Raw genomic sequence first — 24445 nt, 5'->3', positions numbered from 1 at the left:
GTGACGTGGCGTCAAAGTTTGCCGGTGACGCGCCGCGCGGTATTCAAGTTCCGCGTATTCTGGAGGAGCGTCACTATGAAAACCCGTGTTCTGTCTGTCACCTCGGCGATGGCTTTGGCCGCTGGCGCGGCAACTGCAGGCGGTCTGGACCGCAGCGGCACCCCGATCGATGTCATTTTTGAAAAGGGCAACTATGCCGAACTGTCGTTTGGCTATGCTGAACCCGATGCCACGGGTGTCGATGCTCTGGGCAACCCGATTTCGAATGTGGCCAATAATTTCACACTCGTGGGTGCATCTCTGAAACTGCAGTTCAGCGATAAGTTCTCGATGGGCATCATCTTTGACCAGCCCTACAGCGCCGACATTGCCTATGGCGGCAATCGCCTGACGACGATGCTGGGCGGCACCTTGGCCGAGGCCGAGAGCGAAGCGATCACGATCCTGTTCAAGTATAACCTTGATGAGCGCATCTCGATCTACGGTGGTCCGCGCCTGGTCGAGGCGAACGGCGATATCACGCTGTCGGGTCTGGCCTATGGCCCGCTCAACGGCAACCGCTACCAGTTCAGTTCGGACCGTGCGCTGGGCTATGTTGCGGGCGCCGCCTACGAGATCCCCGAGATCGCGTTCCGCGCCTCGCTGACCTATCATTCGGCGGTCAAGCTCGACCTGCCCACCAGCATCACGCCCTTTGGCGCTGGCGCCGCGATCCCGGTGGGCACGACCCGCAGCAAGCTGCCCGAGACGCTCAAACTGGCCGTACAATCGGGTATCGCCAAGGACACGCTGGCCTTCGGCAGCGTCCGCTGGGCCAACTGGAGCGAGTTCAAGCTTGACCCCAACGGTGCCACCCCGAACCTGGCAGAGCTGGACGACAGCATCATCTATGAAATCGGTGTTGGTCGCCGCTTCACTGAAAAGTTCTCGGCCTCGATCAGCTATGCCTACGATGACAGCGACGGCAACGACTTGGTGTCGCCGCTCGGCCCGCGTCATGGCGAACAGTCGGTCACGCTGTCGGGCAAGTACCAGATCAATGACATGGTCAACGTCTCTGGCGGGATCAAGTATATCTGGCTGGGCGACGCCCGCCCGGAAACCGGTACGCCCGACACCGCGCGCGCGACGTTCAACAACAACACCGCGCTCGCAGCCGGCATCAAGCTTGGCATCAGCTTCTGATCTGACGGCAATGCATTGAACAACGGCCCCGCAGACCCGGTCTGCGGGGCTTTTTCGTGCCCGCCCTTTCCCGGCGCTGCTGCAGCCTGTCGCGGCGTTCCGATTATGGATTTGACGCGCCCCGCCCCGCTGGCTACCACACGGGCTAGGAAAAGGGCGCTGAGATGATCTATAAATCGGCTGAAGACTGGCGTGATGCGCCGCACAAGCGGGTGCTGTTCTACGGCATGTCCGGTCTGGGCAAAACATACCTGTCGAACATGCTGAGAAGCTCCGGCGACTGGTTTCATTACTCGATAGATTACCGCATCGGCACCCGCTACATGGGCGAGTTGATCGCCGACAATGCCAAGGCACATGCGCTGCAGGTGCCCTTCCTGCGCGAATTGCTGCTGTCGGATTCGATCTACATCGGCTCCAACATCACCTTTGACAACCTCGCCACGGTTTCGACCTATCTGGGTAAGCCGGGAAACGAGGCGCGCGGCGGTCTGCCCTTCGAGGAATACCAGCGGCGACAGGAGCAGTTCCGCCTCGCCGAGATTGCGGCGCTGAACGATACCGGCCATTTCATAGAGCGGGCACTATCGCTGTACGGTTATCCGCATTTCATCTGCGATACCGGCGGTTCGATCTGCGAATGGGTCGATGGCAACGACCCGGACGATCCACTTCTGACCACATTGTCTCAACAATGCCTGTTGATACGGCTCAACGGCAGTGCCGCGCATACGCAGGAACTGATCGACCGTTTTGACCGCGCGCCCAAGCCGATGGCCTATCAGCCCGCGTTTCTGGCTGCGGCGTGGGATGAATACCTGAAGGAGACCAACACCCAGCCCGGCGATGTTGATCCCAATGCCTTTATCCGCTGGACCTATGCCCGCGCGCTGGCCCATCGTGCGCCACGCTACGAGGCGATGGCGCCCTGGGGAATCACGCTGGAAGCAACCGACGTGGCCCAGATCCGCGATACGCGCGATTTCGACAGGCTCGTCATGCGCGCGCTGGAGAACCACGACTGAGCCATCAACCAAACCCTGACCGAAACCTGTAAAAGGCCCGAACCGATGCCCATCAAAATCCCCGCTTCACTGCCTGCCTTCGATGTGCTGACGCGTGAAGGCGTGATGGTGATGGACGAGGATTCAGCCGGCCGTCAGGACATCCGCCCACTGCGCATCGGCCTGCTGAACCTGATGCCCAAGAAGATCCAGACCGAGACCCAGTTCGCCCGGCTGATCGGCGCCACCCCGCTGCAGATCGAGCTGAGCCTGATCCGGATGTCCGAGCATCAGGCCAAGAATACCGCCGCCGAACACATGGAAAGCTTTTACCGCCCCTTTTCAGAAGTGGCCGAGAGCGGCGAATATTTTGACGGGCTGGTGATCACCGGCGCACCGATTGAGCATCTCGATTTCGCGGAAGTCACATATTGGGACGAACTGCGCACGGTCTTTGACTGGACCCAGAGCCATGTGCATTCGACGATGGGCGTCTGCTGGGGCGGGATGGCGATGATCAACCATTTCCACGGTGTCCCCAAACACATGCTGCCAGCCAAGGCGTTTGGCTGTTTCCGGCATCGCAACATGCAGCCCGCGTCGCCCTATCTGCGTGGGTTTTCAGACGATTGCGTGATCCCGGTCAGCCGCTGGACCGAAATGCGCAAGGCCGAGATTGACGCGGTGCCGGGCCTGACGACGCTGCTGCACAGCGAAGAGGTCGGCCCCTGTCTGGTCGAGGATGCGGCGTGCCGGGCGCTCTATATTTTCAACCATCTGGAGTATGACAGCGACACGCTGAAACAGGAATATGATCGCGACGTGGCGCAGGGCGAGCCGGTGAACGTTCCGGGCAACTACTATCCTGACGATGATCCGACCCGCGCGCCGCAGAACCGCTGGCGCAGCCACGCACATCTGCTCTACGGCAACTGGATCAACCAGATTTACCAGACGACGCCCTTCGATATCACGCAGATCGGTTCAGGCGCGACCTGAGCGGCACCTGCGAGGATACTGCGGACACTGGCGGCCAGACGGATGCCGGTTGCGCCGGATTGCGCTACCCCTGATGGCAGGCCATAGTACGCCGCAAAAAGGAGCAGTAGTATGGACCTGCCATTTGACGGGGCGATCAGCGCCTACTTTGAGACAGCCGCGCCCGACGCCGTCCGCAACGCGATCCGCCGCGCGGAAAAGGGCGACATCCTAGATGGCAGCTACCCGCATTCTGACCGGATGCCGCGCAAAGCCTATGAGAAAGACCTAGGGGGTCTCCAGATCGAACTGGTCAAGCTGCAGGCCTGGGCCAAGGAAAGCGGTGCGCGCATCGCGCTGGTGTTCGAGGGCCGGGACGCGGCCGGAAAAGGCGGTACGATCAAACGCTTCCGCGAGAATCTTAATCCACGCGGCGCGCGTGTTGTGGCGCTGCCGAAACCGTCGGATACCGAACAGACGCAATGGTATTTCCAGCGCTATACTGACCACCTGCCTGCCGCCGGTGAAATCGTGTTTTTTGATCGTAGCTGGTATAATCGCGGCGTCGTGGAAAAGGTCTTTGGCTTTTGTACCGAAGCGCAACGCGAACATTTTTTCGCGCAAGTGACAGATTTTGAACGGATGCTGGTGGATGACGGGATCATCTTGGTCAAGTTCTGGCTCAATGTCGGGCGGGCCGAACAACTGCGCCGCTTTCTCAGCCGCGAGCGCGATCCGCTCAAGCAGTGGAAGCTGAGCTGGATTGACGTCGAAGGTGTGCAGAAATGGGATGAATATTCCACCGCCATCGCCGAGACGCTGGCGCGCAGCCACACCGATATGGCGCCCTGGTGCGTCGTACGTTCGGATGACAAGCGCCGGGCCCGGCTGGCGGCGATCCGTACGGTGCTGCAACAGGTCGATTACGCCCATAAGGACGCGCAGGCGATCGGTGCGATCGACACCGAAATCTGCGGCGGACCAGATATCTGGAATGTCTAAACGCGGCTATCATCACGGCAATCTGCGCCAAGCGCTGGTCGAGGCGGCGCTGGCGTTGATCGAGGCGAAGGGGCCAACCGGCTTTACCCTCTCGGAGGCGGCCAAGCAGGCGGGCGTCACACCCGCTGCCGTCTATCGCCATTTCGCCGGGCGCGATGATCTGATCGCCGAGGCGGCCCGCCAAGGTTACGAGATTTTCACCGATCTGATGCAATACGCCTATGATGGCGGTCAACCTTCCGCCATGGCCGCGTTCGAGGCCACGGGGCGCGCCTATCTGGCCTTTGCGCGCAAGCATCCCGGCCACTACATCGCGATGTTCGAAAGCGGCATCTCGGTCAACCGCACCGCCGATCTGGCCGCTGCCGCACTGCGCGCGCGCAGCGTTCTGGAAAAGGCCGCGCAAGAGCTGTCACAGCACATCCCTCCTGAAAAACGGCCGCCACCCGCGATGTTCTCGGCCCATATCTGGGCGCTGAGCCACGGGGTGGTGGAGCTTTTCGCGCGCGGCTCGCCCGGGGCACAGTCACCCTACCCGCCCGAGGATCTGTTGGAGAGCGGCATCGGCATCTACCTGCGCGGCCTTGGGCTTCTGCCACCGGACAGCTGACACGGCTTCTGCTTGCTGAAGATACCTTGGGGGACGCGCTGAATTTTCATTGAGCGTTCAAAGCCCCAGTCAGCGACGGGCATAAAAAAGGGCCGCCCGAAGGCAGCCCTTTTTCCGAAAACTTGGCAAAGATATCAACGCTTGGAGAACTGGAAGCTCTTACGCGCTTTGGCCTTGCCGTATTTCTTACGTTCCACCACGCGGCTGTCGCGGGTCAGGAAGCCGGCGGCCTTGAGTGCCGCGCGCAGGCTGGGATCATAAAGCTGCAGCGCTTTCGAGATGCCGTGCTTGACCGCGCCGGCCTGACCCGAAAGGCCACCACCCTTGACGGTTGCCATCACGTCAAACTGGTCCTCGGTGCCCGACACGGTGAACGGCTGACGCAGGATCATCTGCAGAACGGGACGCGCGAAATAGGCGTTCATGTCCTTGCCATTGACCGTGACCTTACCGGAACCCGGCTTGATCCAGACGCGGGCGGCGGCGTCTTTACGCTTGCCCGTGGCATAGGACCGGCCCAGCTCGTCACGAACCGGCTCACGGGTGACGGCGGCTTCGGTAGCAACGACGCCTTCGGCGACCGCTTCGAGCCCTTCGAGGGATTTGATTTCTTCAGCCATCAGTAAGCCACCCGCGTGTTCTTGGAGTTCATGTTCTTCACATCCAGCACTTCGGGGCTTTGCGCCTCGTGGGGATGCTCGGCGCCGGCGTAGACGCGCAGGTTGGTCATGATCGTGCGGCTCAGGCGGTTGCCGGGCAGCATGCGCTTGACGGCCTGCATGACGACACGCTCGGGGTACTTGCCCTCGAGGATTTGGCCGGTGGTGCGGGATTTGATGCCGCCCGGATGGCCCGTGTGCCAGTAGTTGGGCTTGTCACGCTTCTTGCCGGTCAGTTGGACCTTGTCCGCATTGATGACAATGACGTTGTCGCCCATGTCCATGTGGGGGGTAAAGCTGGCCTTGTGCTTGCCGCGCAGGCGAGTGGCGATGATCGAGGCGAGACGGCCCAGAACAACGCCTTCAGCGTCGATCAGGATCCATTTCTTGTCGATATCTGCCGGAGTTGCAGAGAATGTCTTCATTTTACGTCGAAACCCTATGTGGTGTTCGTTGGCAAGGCACCGGAGCGCTCCTGCATGTGATGGTCGGTGTATAAAGGGGCTGCGCGCCACGTCAAGGGAGGTTGGTTGGAATAAATTAAGCGAAAACAATGTGTTGAGATTTAGGTATTATAATACCCCATCAAAAATCCACATTCACGGGCGGTCGCGCCAACAAAGCCGCGATCCGGCGCAGACCGTCCTCCAGCGCGGCCACGTCCGCGACCGCGTTCAGTGTCAGGCGCACCGCATGTGGCGCGACGCCGTCTGGCGGCGCGAATTCGTCCGCGGGCTTGATCCGCATCCCCTCTGCCTCGCAGGCCATGGCAAAGGTCGAGCCACGCCAGCCTTGTGGCAGCCGCAGCCAGAGGAACGGGATATCGGTCCGCCAATGAATGTCCCACTGCCCCAGAATGTTGACCGCGATGCGCACCCGGCGGGCGATTTCAGCTTCAACCTGCGTGCGGATGCGCTCGGCCTCACCAGAGCGGATCAATTCGGCACACAGGTCCAGCATTGGCTGGGGCAGACCGTAGAATGTCGATTGCGCCACTTGACGCGCAACTGGCGCCTGATCCGCCGGGCAGGCGGCAAAACCAAAGCGCAAGGCGGCCGAAACGGATTTTGTCAGGGACGAGACGAACCAGCCGCGCTCGGGACAGATCGCGCGAAAGCTCGGCATATCGGGGCGGTTGATCACATGGCAGTCATCTTCGATGATCTGCAACTGGTAGCGTTCCGCGATATCCGCGATGCGCTGGCGGCGTTCCAGCCCCATGCGCGCGGTGGTCGGGCTGTGGGCATGGGGCGACAGCAGCAGCACCTGACCGCCATGACGGCGCAGCGCCTCTTCCAGCCGGTCTGGGCGCAACCCTTCCTCGTCGATCTCCACCCCGATCAGTTGGGCGCGCAGCAGTCTCGCGGCATGGCGCACACCCGGATAGGCGAGGCTCTCGGTCAGGACCACAGGGCTGGGTCCGTGCAGACAAGCCTGCAGCACCATCATCACCGTGTTCTGCGCACCCAGCCCCAGAACGATATCGTCAGGGATCAGCCGCCCGGCGCGGTCCTGCCCGATCCAGCCCACCACCTGTTGGCGCGCTGCTAGGTCGGTCTGGGAGGTCGGGTAGTCGAGATAGGGCGCGTCCTGCATCTGGCCCAACTGCTGCAGCACCGCACGGATCGCCCGGCTCTGGCCCACTTCGGGCACGCGGGCGGCGCGAAAATCGAGCAGGCCGGATTGCGTGAAATTGATCAGTGGCTCTGGTGGGGCGACGACGGGCTGTGGCGCGCCGGTGACAAAGGTGCCGCGCCCCACGGCGGCCTCGACCAGCCCTTCATCGGTCGCCAGCTTGTAGGCGCGCGCCACGGTGCCCGGCGTGATGCCCAGCTTCCAGGCCAACTCGCGGACCGGCGGCATCCTTGTCCCCGGCGTCAATCGGCCAGATCTAATGGCTTCGCGGATGTATTGTATCAATACAATGTACTTTGGATCAGATTTTCGGGTGAAATCAGGAGTCCAAATTGTATCAGTCACAATGTTCCCCTCGCCAGCCACAGCAAAATTTCGTAATCCATTTTTGCGTACCACGCAAATTGTACCAATACAATACAGGAGATGAGACGATGCTGACCCTCACCCAAACCGATCGGATGGCCCTGACCCAGGTCCCTGCACTTCCGGTGCTGGCGGTGATCGCGGTTCGTTTTGCGTATCTCATCGCACTTTGGTCATTCCGCCATCGCACGCGCAAGACGCTGGCGACGTTGCCCGCTCACGCGCTGGACGATATCGGGATGAGCCCGCGCCAGGCAACGCTGGAAAGCCGCAAATGGTTCTGGAGGCCGTAGCTGTCCCTGATGCGAGACCTCTTCCACTGGCCGGGCAATACGCCCGGCCTTTTTTGTCGGCATTGCTGGCCCGAGGCCGTATAAAGCGGGTGCAGGCCCGTTACTTGGGCGGGATTGAATAGGTCATGCTGGCGCGAGCCACGGGCGCCTCGCTTCCTTCGGAAAAGATCAGCACCTCGCCCACCGCCAGAACGCGACCCAGCTTGAGCAGGCGGCATTCGGCAATCAGGTCCACACCTGCGGCGGGTTTGCGCATGAAGTCGATCGAGCAGTTTGTCGTCACCGCAAGGCCCTGCGGGCCGATCATCGCCAGAACCGCCAGGTAGACCGACACATCCGCCAGCGCAAAGATCGACGGGCCGGACACGGTGCCGCCGGGCCGCAAATGCCGCTCTCCCACCAGAAGGCGCGTGCGGATTCGCATCTCGCCCAGGTCTTCGATGGCAAATTCGCCGCTCACCTGTGGAAACTCGGCCTTGAGGAACGCCTTCAGTTCCTCGGTGCTCATCTGCAAACCCATGCTTTTCTCCGTGCCTGCGTACCGCTACGATTGCCCCAAGGTTGCCCATGTTCGAGGGAGTAGCAAGATGGCGATACTGGAACGGACCGACAAAGATGGCGTGGCGCATCTGCGGATGAACGCGCCAGAGCGGCTCAACGCGCTGAGCGACGCGATGCTGGCGGCCTTGAGGGCCGAGCTCGAAACACTGTCGAACCAGCCACAAATTCGCGCCGTGATCCTGTCGGGCGCGGGCAAGGCCTTTTGCGCCGGGCACGACCTGAAAGAGATGACCGCAGGGCGGCAGGCCGAGGATGGCGGCAAGGCTTATTTCAAGGACCTGTTCCAGCGCTGCACAGCGGTCATGTTGGCGATCCGCGCCCTGCCCCAGCCGGTGATTGCCGCGCCGCATGGCATCGCCACCGCCGCGGGCTGTCAACTGGTCGCCTCCTGCGATCTGGCGCTTGCCGCGACGGGCACGCGGTTTGGTGTCAACGGAGTCAATATCGGGCTGTTCTGTTCGACACCGATGGTGGCGCTCAGTCGCAACATCCCCCGCAAACAGGCGTTCGAGATGCTGACCACTGGCAGTTTCATCGACACCGACCGCGCCGTGGAACTGGGGTTGATCAATCGCGCCGTGCCCGCCGAGCAACTGGAAGCCGAAGCCGAAGCGCTGGCCGAAACCATCGCCGCAAAACTGGGGGCTGCCGTGCGTATCGGCAAACAAGCGTTCTACAACCAGATCGAGATGCCGCTGGAGCAGGCCTATGCCTATACCGGCGATGTCATGGTGGAAAACATGCTGTGGCGCGACACCGAGGAAGGGATCAGCGCCTTTATCGAAAAGCGCCCGCCTGATTGGCAACAATAGGCCCGCTACGGACCCTGTCGCGCAGCGCTTCGACCATTGTCACGCGAATCCTTGTTTATTGACAGATTGTTGCGGTTTGTTTCCAAAATCGAACCGATCTATTTCCAGAATTGCCGTTTTTCCGCCGCATTTTAAACACTATGTCCGATAATTTAAGTTTTTTAGGGGTTTGACGTCATGAAACTGTGGGCTGTAGCCGGAATGCTATCGCTCCAGGCTGGCATCTGCATGGCGAGTGATCTTCCTGCACCCGCAGCACATGACACATTCCCGGTTCCGGGGGGCACCTCGGTTCTGTTGGGGCGGCAACTGTTCTTTGATCCGGTCCTGTCTGGCAATCAGAATATCTCTTGCGCGACCTGTCACCACCCTGCCCTTGGCAGTAGTGATGCGGTATCGCTGTCGATCGGCGAAGGCGGCATCGGCCTCGGGCTCCAGCGCAAGGCCGACGCGGCCAACATGCCGGTGGCGCGCATTCCCCGTAACGCGCCGGCGCTCTATAATCTGGGTGCGCGCGAATTCACGACGCTGTTCCATGATGGCCGGGTTCAGGTGGATGCCAGCGCCCGGTTCAATATCGCGATGCCTCCCGGACGCGAATTGGAGCGTCCCCTGCCCTCGCCGCTCGCGGCGCAGGCCATTCTGCCGATCACGTCCCATGAGGAGATGGCCGGCCAGACGGGCGAGAACCCGATTGCCGATGCGGTCGCCGCTGGCCGGATTCGCGGGCAGGACGGCGCGTGGCAGATGCTGGCGGCGCGGGTCGAGGCGATCCCGGAATATCGCAAGCAGTTCGACTGGATCATCGGCGCGGGTGAACCAATCCATATCACGGATATCGGCCGCGCAATCGCCGACTACATCACCTTCGATTTCCGCTCGACGGACAGTAGATATGACGCCTTTCTGCGCGGTGACGATACGGCGCTGACCAATACCGAAATCCAAGGCATGTCGTTGTTTTATGGCAGGGGCGGCTGCGGCGACTGCCACGGCGGCCTGTTTCAGACCGATCACGATTTTCATGCCATCGGCATCCCGCAATTCGGCCCCGGCAAGGGGCACGGGCCGGGCTATGCCGATCATGGCCGCGCTGCCGTGACCGGCGACCCGGCCGATGCCTACAAGTTTCGCACCCCGTCGCTGCGCAATGTCACGCTGACAGCCCCTTACGGGCATAACGGCGCCTATGCGCGCTTGGAAGACATGCTGCGCCATCATCTTGATCCGTTGACCATGCTGGCCGAATACACGCTGGGCTATGCGCTGTTGCAGAACATGCAGCTAAGCGTGTCGGACACCGAAGTGCTGGAGGATTTCGACGAGGTCCAGCGCCTTGGGATGGCGGTCGAACTGGAGCCTGTTTCCCTGCACGATGACGAGGTCGAGGCGATCCTCGCGTTTCTCGGTGCGCTCGAAGATCCCTGCGCGCGCAGCGGGCGGCTGGGCGTGCCCGATGCCGTGCCCTCGGGGCTGCCGCTTGATCCGCTGAACCTGAACGACCTGCCCCCGTCCTGACCCTTTCCAAAGCCACCCTGATGCCCTACATCGCGGGACATGGACAACATTCTTCATATCGTCGGCGGCGGCATGGCCGGATCAGAAGCAGCATGGCAGGCGGCCCAAATGGGCGTTCGCGTGGTGATCCACGAAATGCGCCCGACCGTTGGCACCTTTGCCCATCGTACCGGCGATCTGGCCGAAATGGTGTGTTCCAACTCGTTCCGCTCGGACGACGATGAACAGAACGCCGTGGGCCTGCTGCATTGGGAAATGCGCGCGGCGAATGGCCTGATCATGCAGATCGCAGACCGCCACCGCCTGCCTGCGGGCGGCGCGCTGGCCGTGGATCGCGACCCCTTCGCCCGCAGCGTGACCGAAACGCTCAAGGCGCATCCGAACGTGTCGGTCGAATACGGCGAAGTGGACAGCCTGCCCGAGAGCGGCCAATGGATCATCGCCACCGGCCCGCTGACGTCGGAAAAGCTGGGTCAGGCCATCGCGGCAGAAACCGGACAGGGCGCGCTGGCCTTCTTTGATGCCATTGCCCCCATTGTCCATTACGACAGCATCGACATGTCGCGCGCGTGGATGCAGTCGCGCTATGACAAGGGCGAGACCGAAGAAGAACGGACCGCCTATCTGAACTGCCCGATGGACCGTGACACTTACGAGGCGTTCATTGATGCGCTGCTGGCCGCCGACAAGGCCGAGTTTCATGAGGGCGAAACCGCAGGATATTTCGACGGCTGCCTGCCCATCGAAGTGATCGCCGAACGCGGGCGTGAATCGCTGCGCCACGGGCCGATGAAACCCGTGGGCCTGACCAACCCGCATGCCCCCGATACCAAGCCGTGGGCCGTGGTTCAGCTACGCCGCGATAACGCATTAGGGACGCTCTATAACATTGTGGGATTCCAGACGAAAATGAAGTACGGCGCCCAGACAGAAGTGCTGCGTATGATCCCCGGTCTGGAAGAGGCGCGCTTTGCCCGGTTGGGTGGCATTCACCGCAACACGTTCCTCAATTCGCCGACATTGCTGGACGAGCAGATGCGTCTGCGGTCGCGCCCCAATATCCGTTTTGCCGGGCAGATCACCGGCGTCGAGGGCTATGTCGAATCCGCCGCGATGGGCCTGCTCTCGGGGCGGATGGCGGCCGCCGAAATCCTGGGGTCTCCGCTGGCGGCGCCACCGCAGGACAGCGCCATGGGCGCGCTCATTCACCACATCACCGGCGGTGCCGAAGCCAAGACCTTTCAGCCGATGAACGTCAATTTCGGCCTGTTTCGCCCGGTGGATGGGCTCAAGGGCGGGCGGCGCGGCCGCAAGGACCGTTACAAAGCCTATACCGACCGGGCCAAAGCGGCCTGGACCGATTGGCTGGAACACAGCAGACTGGACGCAGCCCAGACTGTGTGATTTTCTGGCGCCATGAGCGGGAAATTCCTCGACAAGGCTTATGATCTCGATGGCTCCGAGAAGACCCAGGCGCATTACGATGCCTGGGCTGCCACCTATGATGCCGAGATAGCCGAGAACGGCTATGCTACCCCCGGACGTTGCGCGGCGGCCCTCTGGGAGCAACTTCCCAGCCCGGATGCCCCGATCCTCGATTTCGGTTGCGGCACAGGCCTGTCGGGTCTGGCACTGCGGCTCGCCGGATACCGGGTGATAGACGGCACCGACCCCAGCCCCGAGATGCTGGACGGCGCGCGTGGCAAGGATGTCTATCGCAAGCTTTCGCTGCTCGACCTCGACGATCCTGCGCCGGTGCCTGCGCACAGCTATCGCGCCATCGCCGCAATCGGGGTGATCGGCACTGGTGCCGCCCCGGCCAACACCCTCGATCTGCTGATGAAGGCGCTGGGACAGGGTGACATACTGGTCTTCAGCTACAATGATCACGCGCTTGCGGATCCGCAGTACGTTGGGCGGCTCAATCAATGGCTGGATTGCGGCGCGGCGCGGTTGCTGAGCCAGAGTTACGGCCCGCACTTACCAGGGAAAGACTTGAACTCTAACGTTTATGTTATTGAAAAAGCGTGACCTTCATAACCCGGTTCGCACCGTCCCCCACCGGCCCACTGCATTTGGGTCATGCCTATTCCGCGCTGCTGGCCCATGACAGGGCTGTGGCCGAGGCCGGTCAGTTCCTGCTCAGGATCGACGATCTGGACCAGACGCGCGCCCGACCGGAATGGGAAGCCCAGCTCAAGGAGGATCTGGCCTGGCTCGGGTTGCGCTGGCCGGAACCGTGCCGCCGAGAATCCGATTGCGTAGCCGAGTATGACGCCGCTCTCGACCGGCTCTGGTCCATGGGCCTACTCTATCCCTGTAGCTGCACGCGGCGTGATATCCGCGAAGCGGCAAACGCGCCGCAAGAGGGCGTGCCCACACATGGGCCGGACGGCCTGATCTACTCGGGCACCTGCCGCGAGGCCGCAGCGGCGGAACGCGCATCCCCCGTTCGTCCGCGCGGCGTAACCCTGCGGTTGGACATGGCGCGCGCCTGCGAGCTGCTTCGTGCGCAGGATAAGGAGAGCGATTTGCCGAAGAACGAGATATCGTTTCGCGAAACCGGTAGCGGCCCGGATGGCACGACCGGCCTTATCGCATTCTCGAGCGATGCCCTGACGGCAGAGATCGGCGATGTCGTCGTCGCGCGTCAGGATTTCGGTGCCGCCTACCACCTGGCCGTGGTGGTCGATGATGCCGCTCAGGCGATCACCCATGTGATCCGTGGACAGGACCTGTTCGATGCCACCCGCATCCATGTCGTTCTGCAACTTCTACTGGGTCTGCCGACACCCGTCTATCATCACCACCGCCTGATCCGTGACCCGGCGGGCAAGCGTCTGGCCAAACGCGACGATGCCCGGGCGATCGCGAAATACCGCAAGGACGGTGCAAGCCCTGCCGACATCCGGCGCATGGTCGGATTGGCTTAAGGCGTATCAGTCTGCCATAGGCGCCATGATCTCGGTTTCCACACCGTCGCGCAAAGCGGTGTAAAAACAACTGCGCCGGTTGGTGTGACAGGCCGGTCCGACCTGCTCGACCTGGATCAGCAGGCAATCGCGGTCGCAATCCACGCGCATCTCGATCAGGCGCTGGACATGGCCGCTCGTCTCGCCCTTGACCCAGAACGCGCTGCGCGAGCGCGACCAATAGGTGACGCGCCCGGTGTCCAGCGTGCGCGCAACGGCGTCGGCATTCATCCAGGCCAGCATCAGCACCTCACCGCTTGCGGCGTCCTGCGCGATGGCGGGGATCAGGCCCGCGTCGTTATAGGTCAGGCTGGCGGGATCGAATGACATTGGACATATCCTTGGCAACAGGGGGCTTGCGGATTATCTATGGGACATTGAGACAAAGGAAAAGCGATGAGCGGCAACAGCGACATGATCAAGCTCTACTCGGCACGCATTCTGGCGCTGGCTGCGGACATTCCCCGACTGGACCGTCTGGCAGAGCCGGACGCAACCGTGAAACGCCGCGCGCCTCTTTGCGGTTCTACCGTGACCGTTGACCTCAAGGTCGAGGACGGGCGCGTGAGCGATTACGGTCAGGACGTGAAAGCCTGCGCGCTGGGACAGGCTGCTGCCAGCGTGGTCGGCGCCAACATCGTCGGCTGCACCCGGGCCGAGGTCGTCGCGGCGCGTGACGCGCTCAAGGCGATGCTGAAGTCGGACGGGCCGACTCCGCCTGCCCCTTTCGACGGGCTCGAAGTGCTCAGACCTGCGCAGGACTACAAGAATCGCCATGCCTCGATCCTTCTGGCGCTGGAAGCTTCAGTCGAGGCGCTGGATGCGGCCTCTGCCGCCAGTTCCTGCGCCTGACCCGAGATCGCGCACCGATGTCGCCACGCAGCGCCTGGATGTTCAATTTCGCCGGCTGGATCCTCTTCACGCTGTCGGCGCTCGGCTTTGTCTGGTCCACATGGCGTGCAGGGGACATGATCGGGCTGGCTGCCAGCCTCCTTTTCCTTGTCGCCTGTCTGGCTTTCCTGGTGCCAGTCTGGCTTCTCCGCCCGGGTCGCCGGGACTGATCCACAAAAAAACCGCCGCACATCCGGGGATGGATGGCGGCGGTCAGTGGGGTGCGATCCCCTGTGGAACCCTGTCGTGCCGTCCGGGGAAATGAGGCAAACCCGGAGAGGACGTCGGAACAGGCTGTGTCAGTCACGTTGCATCGGAAATGGGGACAGGAGATGCAGGCACGCAAAGGGTACAGGTGATGGATCGCAGGCAGAAACTCTTAAAGGCGTCAGACGAGACCGGGAAGAAAAAGACCGACAACCAGCATGACGATCAGCGCGGCCCCTCCGATCACATCCCCCAGAAGGGTGTCGTTGGAGCGGATGGCGGCGGCTTTGATCTGGTGGAACATCGGGCTTTCCTTTCCAATCCGTTGTGTTGCTCCTTTGTTCTCATTTTTGAAACGTTCTGTAAAGAACTTTATGAGAACATAAGTGAACAAACCGTGCGATTTCGAATCAACCGATTGAAATCACACCTAAAATTTCCGGCTCAGCCCACTTCGATCAGCCGGATCGCCTGATCCTGTTCCATCAGCCACAGCAGAACACGCGCCGCCTTCCCACGCGGGCCAGCCAGAGCCGGGTCCTCGTGCAGCAGTTTGCGGGCATCCGACTGGGCCACAGCCATCAGCGCCGCCTGCCCTTCCAGATCGGCCACGCGGAACTTTGGCAGGCCCGACTGCGCGGTGCCGATCAGATCACCCGCGCCGCGCATTTCCAGATCGACCTCGGCGATGCGAAACCCGTCCTCGGTGTCGCGCATCGTGGCCAGCCGTCGCTCGCCGCTCTCGCTTAGCGGGGATTGGTACATCAAGAGACAGGTCGAAGCCGCCTCGCCGCGCCCGACGCGACCGCGCAACTGGTGCAGCTGTGCCAGGCCAAAACTTTCGGCGCGCTCGATCACCATGATCGACGCGTTGGGCACATCCACCCCCACCTCGATCACTGTGGTCGAGACAAGAACCGAGGTCTCGCCGCGCTGAAAGGCAGCCATCGCCGCATCTTTCTGCTCGGGCGGCATCTGGCCATGTACGAGGCCGACATGGCCTTCGCCCAAAGCCGCGCGCAGCCTCCGAAACCGCTCTTCGGCGCTGCTCAGATCGACAGACTCGCTCTCTTCAACCAGCGGGCAGACCCAATAGGCCTGCCGCCCTTCGGCAATCGCGCGCCGCAGCCGGTCCACCACTTCGTCGATGCGGTCCATGCGGACAAGCGCCGTCTTGATCGGTTTGCGCCCGGGCGGTTTTTCATCCAGCACCGAGATATCCATATCGCCATATTGCGCCAGGCTCAGGCTACGCGGGATCGGCGTCGCGGTCATCACCAGCACGTCGGCCTTGTCGCCCTTGCGACCCAGTTCAAGCCGCTGACGGACGCCGAAGCGATGTTGTTCATCGACGATGGCCAGCCGCAGATCGGCAAATTCAACGTCCTTTTGAAAGACCGCATGTGTGCCGACCAATATCTGGATCTCACCTGCCGCCAGCGCTGCCAGTTTGGTGCGCCGCTCGGCCCCCTTGTCGCGGCCAGTCAGTATCTCCAGCCGCACGCCCGCCGCTTCGGCCAGTGGGCGCAGCCCCTCAAGATGCTGGCGCGCGAGGATTTCTGTGGGGGCCATCATCACCCCCTGCCCGCCGGCCTCTACCGCGATCAAGAGCGCCTTGAGCGCCACCAACGTCTTGCCCGCGCCCACATCCCCCTGCAAGAGCCGGTTCATCCGCGCGTTGCTTGCCATATCCGCGGCTATCTCGGCTATCGCGCGGGTTTGCGCGCCGGTGGGGCTATAGGGCAATGCCTCCAGCACACGGGCCTGCAACGCGCCGGTCCCGACACTGGCCCGCCCCTTGGCCCGCTTCAACCGGCTGCGCGCCAGTGCGAGGGTCAGCTGATGCGCCATCAACTCGTCATAGGCCAGGCGCGTACGCGCCGGGTCCGCGGGACTGAGATCGCCGATATCCTGAGGTGCATGCACCGTCTGCACGGCCTCAAGCCAGTCCGGCCAGCCAGCTTGCGCCTTTTGTGCGGGATCGATCCACTCGGCCAAATCCGGGGCGCGGGTCAGGGCGGCTTGCACCGCCTTGTACATCGCCCGTTGCGTCACGCCGGCGGTCAGCGGGTAGACCGGCTCGAACAAAGGGATTTCGCCGGCCTCTTCGGGGGGCAGCATGTGATCGGGATGGACCATCTGCGCCACCCCGTCGAACAGCTCGACCTTGCCCGACAGGACCCGCCGCGCACCGGTGGGCAACATCCGGCGCAGATATTCGTCGCGAGCATGGAAAAACACGATCTGAAACGTGGTCGCTGCATCCTCTGCCATGATCCGGTAGGCGCCGCCGCGTCGGGAGGGTGCGCGGTGCTCGCCGATGGTCGCCTCGACGGTGACAACACCGGGCAGATCGGCGCCCTGCACGGTCTCCCGCATGCGCCTGTCCACACCTGAATGCGGCAGGGTAAAGAGCAGATCGCGCGGCTTGGTGATATCCAGCGCCGCCAGCGCCTTGGCCGTCTTGGGGCCGACACCGGTGAGTGTCTCGAGCTCTGCAAACAGCGGAAAGAGTGGCTCTGGCCGACCCTTTTTCGGGTTTGCATCGTGGTTTTCGGTTTCGTCGCTCATGTGCCGTCGATCAGCGCCAACCAGGCGTCCTCATCCAGAATCTGCACACCCAGATCGGCGGCCTTCTTGGCCTTGGAGCCTGCGCCCGGCCCCGCGATGACGATATCGGTCTTTGCCGAAACCGAGCCCGAAACCTTGGCCCCCAGTGCTTCGGCGCGGGCCTTGGCCTCGGCGCGGGTCATCTTCTCGAGCGTGCCGGTGAAGACCACGGTCTTGCCGGCAACCGGGCTATCGGCGGTTGCGGGCGCAGCAGCGTCCGTGATTGTCAGCTCTGCCACCAGCGCGTCAATTGACTCGCGCTCGGCAGGCTGTTGGAAGCTGGTGACAAGCGCCACCGCCACCGTTGCGCCGATCCCGTCGATGCCGGTGAGGTCGGTCCAAGCGGCGAGCGCGGCACTGTCCAGCCCCTCCCAGACCGCATCGCGCACGGGCTTGATCCTGGCGCGGCGGCCCTCTTGCGCCGCGGCCTGCCGCTCGCGCGCCACTGCGCGATCCGCCTGCAATTGTCGTGTCGCGGCCGGGCCGGCCAGATCGACGGCCTTTGCCAGCGCCGTCCAACTGCCATAATGGCGCGCCAGATCGGCGGCGGCGACCTCGCCCACGTGACGGATCCCCAGCGCAAAGATCAGCCGGCGGAGCGGCACGCGGCGGCGTTCCTCGATCGCGGCAAAGAGGTTGCGCGCGCTGGTTTCGCCCCAGCCATCGCGATTGGCCAGTTTCGTGAGGTTTTTCGCATCCCGCGCTTCGAGCGTGAAAATATCCGCAGGCGTGCGCACCGGCAACTGGTCGTCATGATAGAACATTTCGACCTGCTTGGCCCCCAGCCCCTCGATGTCAAACGCCCCGCGACTGACGAAATGCTTCAGCTTTTCCACCGCTTGTGCCGGACAAATCAACCCGCCTGAACAACGCCGCACGGCATCGCCCTCCTCGCGGATGGCAGCAGAGCCGCATTCGGGGCAGGTCTCGGGAAAGCGGTAGGGCTGCGCGTCATCGGGGCGCTTGGAAAGGTCGACATCGGCCACTTTCGGGATCACGTCACCTGCGCGGTAGACCTGCACCCAGTCGCCCACCCGGATATCCTTGCCGCCCCGGATCGCGTTGCCGTTGGAATCGCGCCCGGCGATGTAGTCCTCGTTGTGCAATGTGGCATTGCTGACCACGACCCCGCCCACCGTCACCGGCGCCAGCCGGGCCACCGGGCTCAGCGCGCCGGTGCGGCCCACCTGGATATCGATGGCCTCGATACGGGTCCACGCCAGTTCGGCGGGGAATTTATGCGCAATCGCCCAGCGGGGCGTGGTCGCGCGAAAACCGAGCCGGTGTTGCAGTGCCAGATCGTCGACCTTGTAGACCACGCCATCGATATCGTAGCCGAGGCTGGCGCGCTGTTGCTCGATCCTTGCGTAATGCGCCAGCATCTCGTCCGGGCCATCGCAGAGGGCGGTCAGCGGGTTTGTCTTGAACCCCAGTGCCGCCAGCCGGTCGATCGCGCCCTTTTGCGTCTCGGCCAGCGGTTCGCTCAGCGCACCCCAGGCGTAAGCGAAAAACCTCAGCGGGCGTGCCCTGGTGATCGCCGGGTCGAGTTGCCGCAGCGATCCGGCGGCGGCGTTGCGCGGGTTGGCAAAGGTTTTGGCTCCTGCCTCGGCCTGCCGGGCGTTCAGTGCGGCAAAATCGGCATGGCTCATATAGACCTCGCCGCGCACTTCCAGCAAATCGGGCGCGCCGGTCAAAGTCTGGGGGATGTCGTCGATGGTGCGCGCATTGGCGGTCACGTTCTCGCCGACCGAGCCGTCGCCGCGCGTGGCCGCCTGCACCAGTTTGCCGCCCTCGTAGCGCAGGCTGAGGCTGAGCCCGTCGATCTTGGGCTCGGCGGTGTAGCGCAGCGGGGCGTTCGGGCCGAGGCCGAGATACTTGCGGATCCGCCCGTCAAAGTCGGTGATTTCTTCGGCGTCGAACGCATTGCCCAGTGACAGCATGCGCTGCGCATGGCTGACCTTGGAAAACCCTTCGGAAGGCGCGGCCCCAACCCGGTCCGACGGGCTATCGGCGCGCTTGAGATGCGGAAATGCGGCCTCGATTTCGGCGTTACGGCGCTTCAACCGGTCATATTCGGCATCGCTCAGCTGCGGAGCATCGTCGGCGTGATAGTCCTGATTGGCGCGTAGCAGGATCTCGGCCAGCGCTGCCAGTTCGGCCGCAGCCGCTTCTTCGCTCAAATCGCCAACGTTGCGCGCCTCTGTCATGTCTTCTCCTGTCTCGGGCCAGAAACGTGCCGGACCATTCATCGTCAAAGCCTTCCCGCACCCGTCCCGGCAGAAAGACGCAGAAATGATGCCCACGTCCTTTCTGGGGGCGGGCGTTCTGCATCGATACTGCCGTTCAGAACAAATGCAAATCACCTTTCAAAGTGATAAAGCGTTTCGCGAAAAACCTTAATCACGGATTTTCGCAAATCGCACTCAAGACATCTGCACTGCGCGTGCTTCACCTCTGGCTGATGGGTTTAATCAAAGCTGAAACGGCACCGGAAGGCGATCCCGCCAAGGTCCAGACCGGGCCAGTACCGACATAAAAAGGACCGCCGCCCGTTCTGGGCCGCGGTCCTTTCACCTTTGGAGGAGGTTGCCAGTTACGGCTGTCGGGGGCTTTGCCCCCTAATGTTAAGCGCCGATGGCAAGGCGCTGTTCTTCGGCCAGTTCGGCCGGTTCCGGGTCCCGCAACACATAGCCACGTCCCCAGACCGTCTCGATATGGCATTTGCCGCCGGTGGCTTCGTTCAGCTTCTTGCGCAGTTTGCAAATAAACACATCGATAATCTTCAACTCCGGCTCGTCCATGCCGCCATATAGGTGGTTGAGGAACATTTCCTTGGTCAGGGTCGTGCCCTTGCGCAGGCTCAGCAATTCCAGCATCTGGTATTCCTTGCCGGTCAGATGCACCGTCTTGCCGCCGACATCGACTGTCTTTGCGTCCAGGTTGACATTGATCACCCCGGTCCGGATGACAGACTGCGAGTGTCCCTTGGACCGGCGAATGATCGCATGGATGCGCGCCACCAGCTCTTCGCGGTGGAACGGCTTTGTCAGGTAGTCGTCGGCGCCAAAGCCAAAGCCCTTGATCTTGCTTTCCGTGTCATCCGCGCCTGACAGGATCAGGATCGGCGTCTCTACCCGCGCCAGCCGCAACTGACGAAAGACATCATGGCCCGTCATGTCCGGCAGTCCCAGATCGAGCAGGATCAGGTCGTAGTCATAGAGCTTGGCCAGATCGATTCCTTCTTCGCCCAACTCGGTCGTGTAGACATTCAGATTGGCATGGGTCAGCATCAATTCGATGCTCTTGGAAGTCGTCGGATCATCTTCCACCAGCAGCACACGCATGAACTCTCTCCGTAACTATGGCCCTATCAAAAACAAACCTGACGAATATTGGTTAACTACAAGTTAGCATAATCGTTCATTTTCAAAATGCCACCTAAGGTTGTCGGTATTCTTTTAACGCCGTGACTTTCAGGGCTGCCTCGCCATGAAGGCTGACGGCGCGGACCCATTCGCGGAATTCATCCTCGCTCAGCGCATAGCGTCTACACGCTTCCTTTTGTGAAATAAGGCCGTAAAGCACGCCACGCACCACGGCCAGTTTGCGCGAAGCGACCCAACGCGTTGTGTCCGGCGCGGGCAAATCGCCCTGTGTCAGGACCGTTCCATCCGGCAGTGTCACCGCGAGTTGCCCATCAACTTTTTTCAGATACATCACTCTCACCCTCGTAAAACCTGTCACCAAACTGGCCTTTGGGGCCTTAACAGTGGCTGAAACGCGCCGGGCAGAATGCAGCGGATTTTTCTAAAGGATTTCGCATTCAGCTTTTGAAACCACGTGCGTCCGAAACGCGCGTAATGCGCGCGCGGTATGGGCGTTTGTGAAAATCGTCGCGACCGGGAATCTGCAAAAACACCCCAAAGGGTTTTGCGTTTCCATGCCCGAGCCCTTATGTGGCAGGTGCAAGCGCCCAACGCTGGAGACCGCAGATGGCCCTCGATCACCCACATCCGATCAATTCACTCGGTTTTGCCAAACCCGAGAGCAAGACCCGCGTCGTCGTCGCCATGTCCGGCGGCGTCGATAGTTCGGTCGTGGCCGCGCAACTGGCCGAGGAAGGCTATGACGTGGTTGGTGTGACGCTCCAGCTATACGACCACGGGGCGGCGCTGGCCAAAAAGGGCGCGTGCTGCGCCGGGATCGATATCCACGATGCGCGCCGCGTGGCCGAAGACATGGGCTTTCCGCATTATGTTCTGGACTACGAGAACATCTTCAAGGACGCGGTGATCGACGAGTTTGCCGACAGCTATCTGGCGGGCGCCACGCCGGTGCCCTGCATCCGCTGCAATGAACGTGTCAAGTTCAAGGACCTGCTGGAGATGGCCAAGGACCTCGATGCCGATTGCATGGCAACCGGGCACTACATCCAGCGCAAGATGGGCCCTTCTGGCCCCGAGTTGCACAGTGCCGCCGACGCCGCGCGCGATCAGTCCTATTTCCTGTTTTCCACGACACCGCAGCAGCTGGATTTCCTGCGCTTTCCGCTGGGCCATCTGCCGTCCAAGGATGCCACCCGCGCGCTTGCCGCAAAATATGGACTGCGTGTCGCGGACAAGCCCGACAGCCAGGACATCTGCTTTGTGCCCAATGGCAACTATGCCAGCGTGATCGAGAAACTGCGCCCCGGTGCGGCGGAGCCGGGCGAAATAAGGCATGCCGACGGGCGTGTTCTGGGGCAGCACAACGGCGTCATCCACTACACCGTCGGGCAGCGGCGGGGGCTGGGGATCGGCGGGCTGGAAGAGCCGCTTTATGTGGTGAAGCTCGACGTGGACGCGCGGGTTGTCATCGTCGGCCCCAAGGAGATGCTGGCCACCCGAACCATCCCGGTGCGCGAGATCAACTGGCTGGGCGATGCGCCGCTGGTCAGCCGCGCCGAGTGGCATGTCGCGGTCAAGGTCCGCTCGACAAGGCCGCCGCGCGAGGCGGTGATCCGCCCCTTGCCGGACGGCACAGCCGAAGTGGAATTGCTGGCCGCCGAAGAAGGCGTCTCGCCCGGGCAGGCCTGCGTGTTCTACGACACCACCAGCACCCGTATTCTGGGCGGTGGCTGGATCTGGCGCGGGGCGTAATCCCCTGAGCCGGGCACGCTGACCCCAGCGCCGCCGCTGATACCCGATTTTAGAGCCGGGACAGCACCGCGCGGGCCGCGCGCAGGCCCGGCGCCTCTCCACCCTGCCCCAGCCGTTGCATGGTCAGGCGCATCGCCGCGAGTTGCGCGGTCGGATCGGCCAGCACCTTCTGCAGGGCTGCCGCGATCTTTTCGGGTGTGCAGTCGGCACCGTTGCATTCGGGCACGGCGCGGGTGTCGCTGACCAGGTTGACCAAGGTCGCGGTGTCGATCAGTAGCATGCGTTTGATAATGCTGCGCGTCAGCCAGTTCGCATCATAGGCCATGACCATCGGCGTCTCGGTCGCGGCCAGTTCCAGCGACACGGTGCCTGAAGCCGCCAAGGCGGCGGAGGCGGCAGCGAAAGCAGCGGCCTTGTCACGCTTGTAGGCTGCCGCGCTCTGCCCAGAGGGGCCGAGGATCAGCGGCGCCTGCGGCCAATCCGCAGCAATCTGGCGCACCTGTTCCGTTACGTTGCCGGTGGTCGGCACCACCAGACGTAGCGTGGGATGTGCTGCCAGAACCGGCCCCAATGCGCGGCCAAAGACCGGACCGAGCCGCGCCACCTCTCCACTGCGCGAACCCGGCAGCACCAGAAGGAGTCGCGCATCACCCAGCCCGTGCGCGGCACGAAATGCCGCCTGCTGCGGCGCGTCGGCCACAGGTTCGGTCACCACCGGATGACCGACAAAATCGCAGGCCATGCCCGCCGCCTGCATATAAGGCGGCTCGAACGGTAGCAGGGCCAGCACATGGTCGATCACCCGAGCCATTTTCTCGGCGCGTTTGGGGCGCCATGCCCAGACCGACGGGGCGACATAATGGACCGTGCGGGTATTGCTCTGGGCCTTGACGATACGTGCAACACGTAGGCAGAAATCCGGACTGTCGATGGTGATCAGCACATCGGGCCGTGTCTGAAGCACCGCCTCTGCCGTCTGCGCGATCCGGCGCTTCAGGTGTCGATACTTGGGCAAAACCTCGACAAGGCCCATCACGCTCAGCTCGTCCATGGGAAAGAGGCTGTCCAGCCCTTCGGACTGCATCAGCGGGCCGCCGACGCCGGCGAACTCCACATCTGTGAGTGTCTTCAACCCGGCCATCAGAGCGGCACCAAGCCGGTCGCCCGACGCCTCGCCCGCAACCAGGAACACTTTCATCAGACTGGCCGCGAAATGAGAAAGATGCCGCTTTGCTCCACTGCCGCCTTTACCGCCTCTGGCTCCAGCACCAGTACCTGACCTTGGGCGACCACGAGCCCCGCCAGACCGGCATTTGCGACGCCCTCGATGGTCCGCACGCCGATGGCGGGCATATCTATGCGCAGATCCTGGCCACGCTTGGGCGCCTTGACATAGACGCCGCGCTGACCGCGCTTGAGCGGCTCTGGCGTGGTGGCAATGTAGCGCAGGTTGGCGTCGGTGCCCTGGATCGTCTCGATCCCGAGGCACAGCCCGCCTGCCACTGCGCATCCCTGCCCCAGATCGAGCGGCGCGATGGCATCGAGTATATCAAGACCACGAGTGATATCCGCTTCGTCGCCCCGGCTAGGCTCTGGCCCCAGATGCAGCCCCGCGGGCGCGGTGAGGTCCGGCAGCAATTCATGCGCGCCGACGACCTCAAACCCTTCGGCCTCAAAGACCCCGATGACAAAGCGCAAGAGCGCATCGTCGCCCTTGCCCACCGCCTGCATCAGGCCCGGCGCGAGCCGCATCATCGTGGCATCAAACTGCGCCGGATTCAGCGGCGGGCGCGTCAGATCCCCTGCAAAGACCATGCGGGTGATGCCCGCATCCCGCATGGATTCGAAGATCGCGCCAAATTTCTCTAGCTGAAAGCTTTGCGACGATCCGCTCAATTCGCTCGGAATACCGTCCAGCGTGATCTGCATCGCATCCGGAAAAGCCTCGGCAAGGCGCACCGGCAGTGCGCCACCACAAGCCAGGATCGCCAGACGCCCCGCCAT

At 62.6% G+C, this 24445-nt stretch carries 26 protein-coding genes; 14 read left to right on the top strand and 12 right to left on the bottom strand.

Features of this window, described 5'->3' with window-relative positions; genetic code table 11:
• Window positions 1–75 precede the first annotated feature (75 nt).
• The 5 genes from O3306_RS05240 to O3306_RS05220 all read left to right on the top strand — a co-directional run bounded on the left by O3306_RS05240 (window position 76) and on the right by O3306_RS05220 (window position 4779).
• Window positions 76–1185: an OmpP1/FadL family transporter gene (locus O3306_RS05240; RefSeq protein ID WP_272004271.1), complete on the top strand. Its 1110-nt coding sequence runs from the start codon at window positions 76–78 to the stop codon at window positions 1183–1185.
• A 164-nt stretch (window positions 1186–1349) separates the two neighbouring features.
• Window positions 1350–2210: an ATPase gene (locus O3306_RS05235; RefSeq protein ID WP_272004269.1), complete on the top strand. Its 861-nt coding sequence runs from the start codon at window positions 1350–1352 to the stop codon at window positions 2208–2210.
• Window positions 2211–2255: 45 nt separating this feature from the next.
• A complete protein-coding gene (gene metA, locus O3306_RS05230; RefSeq protein ID WP_272004268.1) occupies window positions 2256–3188 on the top strand; it encodes a homoserine O-acetyltransferase MetA in 933 nt (310 codons plus the stop codon).
• 111 nt (window positions 3189–3299) lie between these two features.
• The gene (gene ppk2 / locus O3306_RS05225; RefSeq protein ID WP_272004266.1) at window positions 3300–4169 is read left to right on the top strand and encodes a polyphosphate kinase 2; all 870 of its coding nucleotides are present in this window, start codon (window positions 3300–3302) and stop codon (window positions 4167–4169) included.
• Window positions 4162–4779 carry a TetR/AcrR family transcriptional regulator gene (locus O3306_RS05220; RefSeq protein ID WP_272004264.1) on the top strand — a complete coding sequence of 206 codons (618 nt, stop codon included), beginning with the start codon at window positions 4162–4164 and terminating at the stop codon, window positions 4777–4779. The genes ppk2 and O3306_RS05220 overlap by 8 nt, the downstream gene beginning before the upstream one ends.
• 134 nt (window positions 4780–4913) lie before the next feature.
• Here the strand turns inward: O3306_RS05220 and rpsI are convergent, their stop codons facing one another.
• From rpsI to O3306_RS05205, 3 genes are all read right to left on the bottom strand, one after another.
• Entirely contained in the window at window positions 4914–5399 is a 486-nt protein-coding gene (rpsI, locus tag O3306_RS05215) for a 30S ribosomal protein S9 (protein ID WP_272004262.1), read from the bottom strand.
• Complete coding sequence (rplM, locus tag O3306_RS05210) at window positions 5399–5863, bottom strand: 50S ribosomal protein L13 (RefSeq protein WP_272004260.1); 465 nt, start codon at window positions 5861–5863, stop codon at window positions 5399–5401. Before rplM ends, rpsI begins: the two co-directional genes overlap by 1 nt.
• Window positions 5864–6023: 160 nt before the next feature.
• Entirely contained in the window at window positions 6024–7418 is a 1395-nt protein-coding gene (locus O3306_RS05205; RefSeq protein WP_272004258.1) for an aminotransferase-like domain-containing protein, read from the bottom strand.
• 89 nt (window positions 7419–7507) lie between these two features.
• Between O3306_RS05205 and O3306_RS05200 the strand changes: the two genes are divergently transcribed.
• On the top strand, window positions 7508–7732 hold the full coding sequence (locus O3306_RS05200; protein WP_272004256.1) for a DUF1127 domain-containing protein: 225 nt from the start codon (window positions 7508–7510) through the stop codon (window positions 7730–7732).
• Window positions 7733–7832: 100 nt separating this feature from the next.
• On the opposite strand, the gene O3306_RS05195 is transcribed toward O3306_RS05200, so the two are convergent.
• Window positions 7833–8252 carry a PaaI family thioesterase gene (locus tag O3306_RS05195; protein ID WP_272004254.1) on the bottom strand — a complete coding sequence of 140 codons (420 nt, stop codon included), beginning with the start codon at window positions 8250–8252 and terminating at the stop codon, window positions 7833–7835.
• Window positions 8253–8319: 67 nt separating this feature from the next.
• Between O3306_RS05195 and O3306_RS05190 the strand changes: the two genes are divergently transcribed.
• The 5 genes from O3306_RS05190 (at window position 8320) to gluQRS (ending at window position 13556) form a co-directional block, all read left to right on the top strand.
• Window positions 8320–9105, top strand: a complete 786-nt coding sequence (locus O3306_RS05190; protein WP_272004252.1) for an enoyl-CoA hydratase — start codon at window positions 8320–8322, stop codon at window positions 9103–9105.
• A 228-nt stretch (window positions 9106–9333) separates the two neighbouring features.
• The gene (locus O3306_RS05185) at window positions 9334–10623 is read left to right on the top strand and encodes a cytochrome-c peroxidase (RefSeq protein WP_272004250.1); all 1290 of its coding nucleotides are present in this window, start codon (window positions 9334–9336) and stop codon (window positions 10621–10623) included.
• Between the two features lie 39 nt (window positions 10624–10662).
• Window positions 10663–12027 (top strand): methylenetetrahydrofolate--tRNA-(uracil(54)-C(5))-methyltransferase (FADH(2)-oxidizing) TrmFO, encoded by a 1365-nt coding sequence (gene trmFO / locus O3306_RS05180; protein ID WP_272004248.1) that lies wholly within the window; start codon window positions 10663–10665, stop codon window positions 12025–12027.
• A 12-nt stretch (window positions 12028–12039) separates the two neighbouring features.
• Window positions 12040–12654 (top strand): class I SAM-dependent DNA methyltransferase, encoded by a 615-nt coding sequence (locus tag O3306_RS05175; RefSeq protein ID WP_272004246.1) that lies wholly within the window; start codon window positions 12040–12042, stop codon window positions 12652–12654.
• Window positions 12651–13556 carry a tRNA glutamyl-Q(34) synthetase GluQRS gene (gluQRS, locus tag O3306_RS05170; protein ID WP_272004244.1) on the top strand — a complete coding sequence of 302 codons (906 nt, stop codon included), beginning with the start codon at window positions 12651–12653 and terminating at the stop codon, window positions 13554–13556. Before O3306_RS05175 ends, gluQRS begins: the two co-directional genes overlap by 4 nt.
• Window positions 13557–13562: 6 nt before the next feature.
• On the opposite strand, the gene hisI is transcribed toward gluQRS, so the two are convergent.
• Window positions 13563–13925 carry a phosphoribosyl-AMP cyclohydrolase gene (hisI, locus tag O3306_RS05165; protein WP_272004242.1) on the bottom strand — a complete coding sequence of 121 codons (363 nt, stop codon included), beginning with the start codon at window positions 13923–13925 and terminating at the stop codon, window positions 13563–13565.
• A 66-nt stretch (window positions 13926–13991) separates the two neighbouring features.
• On the opposite strand from hisI, the gene O3306_RS05160 reads away from it, so the two are divergent.
• Window positions 13992–14447 carry an iron-sulfur cluster assembly scaffold protein gene (locus tag O3306_RS05160; RefSeq protein ID WP_272004240.1) on the top strand — a complete coding sequence of 152 codons (456 nt, stop codon included), beginning with the start codon at window positions 13992–13994 and terminating at the stop codon, window positions 14445–14447.
• A 17-nt stretch (window positions 14448–14464) separates the two neighbouring features.
• Entirely contained in the window at window positions 14465–14656 is a 192-nt protein-coding gene (locus tag O3306_RS05155) for a hypothetical protein (protein WP_272004238.1), read from the top strand.
• 218 nt (window positions 14657–14874) lie between these two features.
• Here the strand turns inward: O3306_RS05155 and O3306_RS05150 are convergent, their stop codons facing one another.
• The 5 genes from O3306_RS05150 to sciP all read right to left on the bottom strand — a co-directional run bounded on the left by O3306_RS05150 (window position 14875) and on the right by sciP (window position 21020).
• Window positions 14875–14997 (bottom strand): hypothetical protein, encoded by a 123-nt coding sequence (locus tag O3306_RS05150; RefSeq protein WP_272004236.1) that lies wholly within the window; start codon window positions 14995–14997, stop codon window positions 14875–14877.
• A gap of 140 nt (window positions 14998–15137) precedes the next feature.
• Window positions 15138–17264 (bottom strand): ATP-dependent DNA helicase RecG, encoded by a 2127-nt coding sequence (gene recG, locus O3306_RS05145; protein WP_272004234.1) that lies wholly within the window; start codon window positions 17262–17264, stop codon window positions 15138–15140.
• Window positions 17261–19510, bottom strand: a complete 2250-nt coding sequence (gene ligA / locus O3306_RS05140; RefSeq protein WP_272004232.1) for an NAD-dependent DNA ligase LigA — start codon at window positions 19508–19510, stop codon at window positions 17261–17263. The genes recG and ligA overlap by 4 nt, the downstream gene beginning before the upstream one ends.
• Before the next feature lie 417 nt (window positions 19511–19927).
• Entirely contained in the window at window positions 19928–20647 is a 720-nt protein-coding gene (gene ctrA / locus O3306_RS05135; RefSeq protein ID WP_272004230.1) for a response regulator transcription factor CtrA, read from the bottom strand.
• A gap of 94 nt (window positions 20648–20741) precedes the next feature.
• Window positions 20742–21020, bottom strand: a complete 279-nt coding sequence (sciP, locus tag O3306_RS05130) for a CtrA inhibitor SciP (protein WP_272004622.1) — start codon at window positions 21018–21020, stop codon at window positions 20742–20744.
• A 275-nt stretch (window positions 21021–21295) separates the two neighbouring features.
• Between sciP and mnmA the strand changes: the two genes are divergently transcribed.
• On the top strand, window positions 21296–22441 hold the full coding sequence (mnmA, locus tag O3306_RS05125) for a tRNA 2-thiouridine(34) synthase MnmA (RefSeq protein WP_272004228.1): 1146 nt from the start codon (window positions 21296–21298) through the stop codon (window positions 22439–22441).
• A 49-nt stretch (window positions 22442–22490) separates the two neighbouring features.
• Here the strand turns inward: mnmA and lpxB are convergent, their stop codons facing one another.
• Both lpxB and O3306_RS05115 read right to left on the bottom strand, forming a co-directional pair.
• Window positions 22491–23639: a lipid-A-disaccharide synthase gene (gene lpxB, locus O3306_RS05120; RefSeq protein WP_272004227.1), complete on the bottom strand. Its 1149-nt coding sequence runs from the start codon at window positions 23637–23639 to the stop codon at window positions 22491–22493.
• A complete protein-coding gene (locus O3306_RS05115; RefSeq protein WP_272004225.1) occupies window positions 23639–24445 on the bottom strand; it encodes an LpxI family protein in 807 nt (268 codons plus the stop codon). Before O3306_RS05115 ends, lpxB begins: the two co-directional genes overlap by 1 nt.

The sequence above is a fragment of the Roseovarius sp. ZX-A-9 genome (genome assembly GCF_028369135.1).
In the GTDB taxonomy this organism is placed as follows: Bacteria; Pseudomonadota; Alphaproteobacteria; order Rhodobacterales; family Rhodobacteraceae; genus Roseovarius.
Note: the sequence above shows the minus strand (reverse complement) of the source record. Positions and strands in the feature narration are given on the sequence as shown.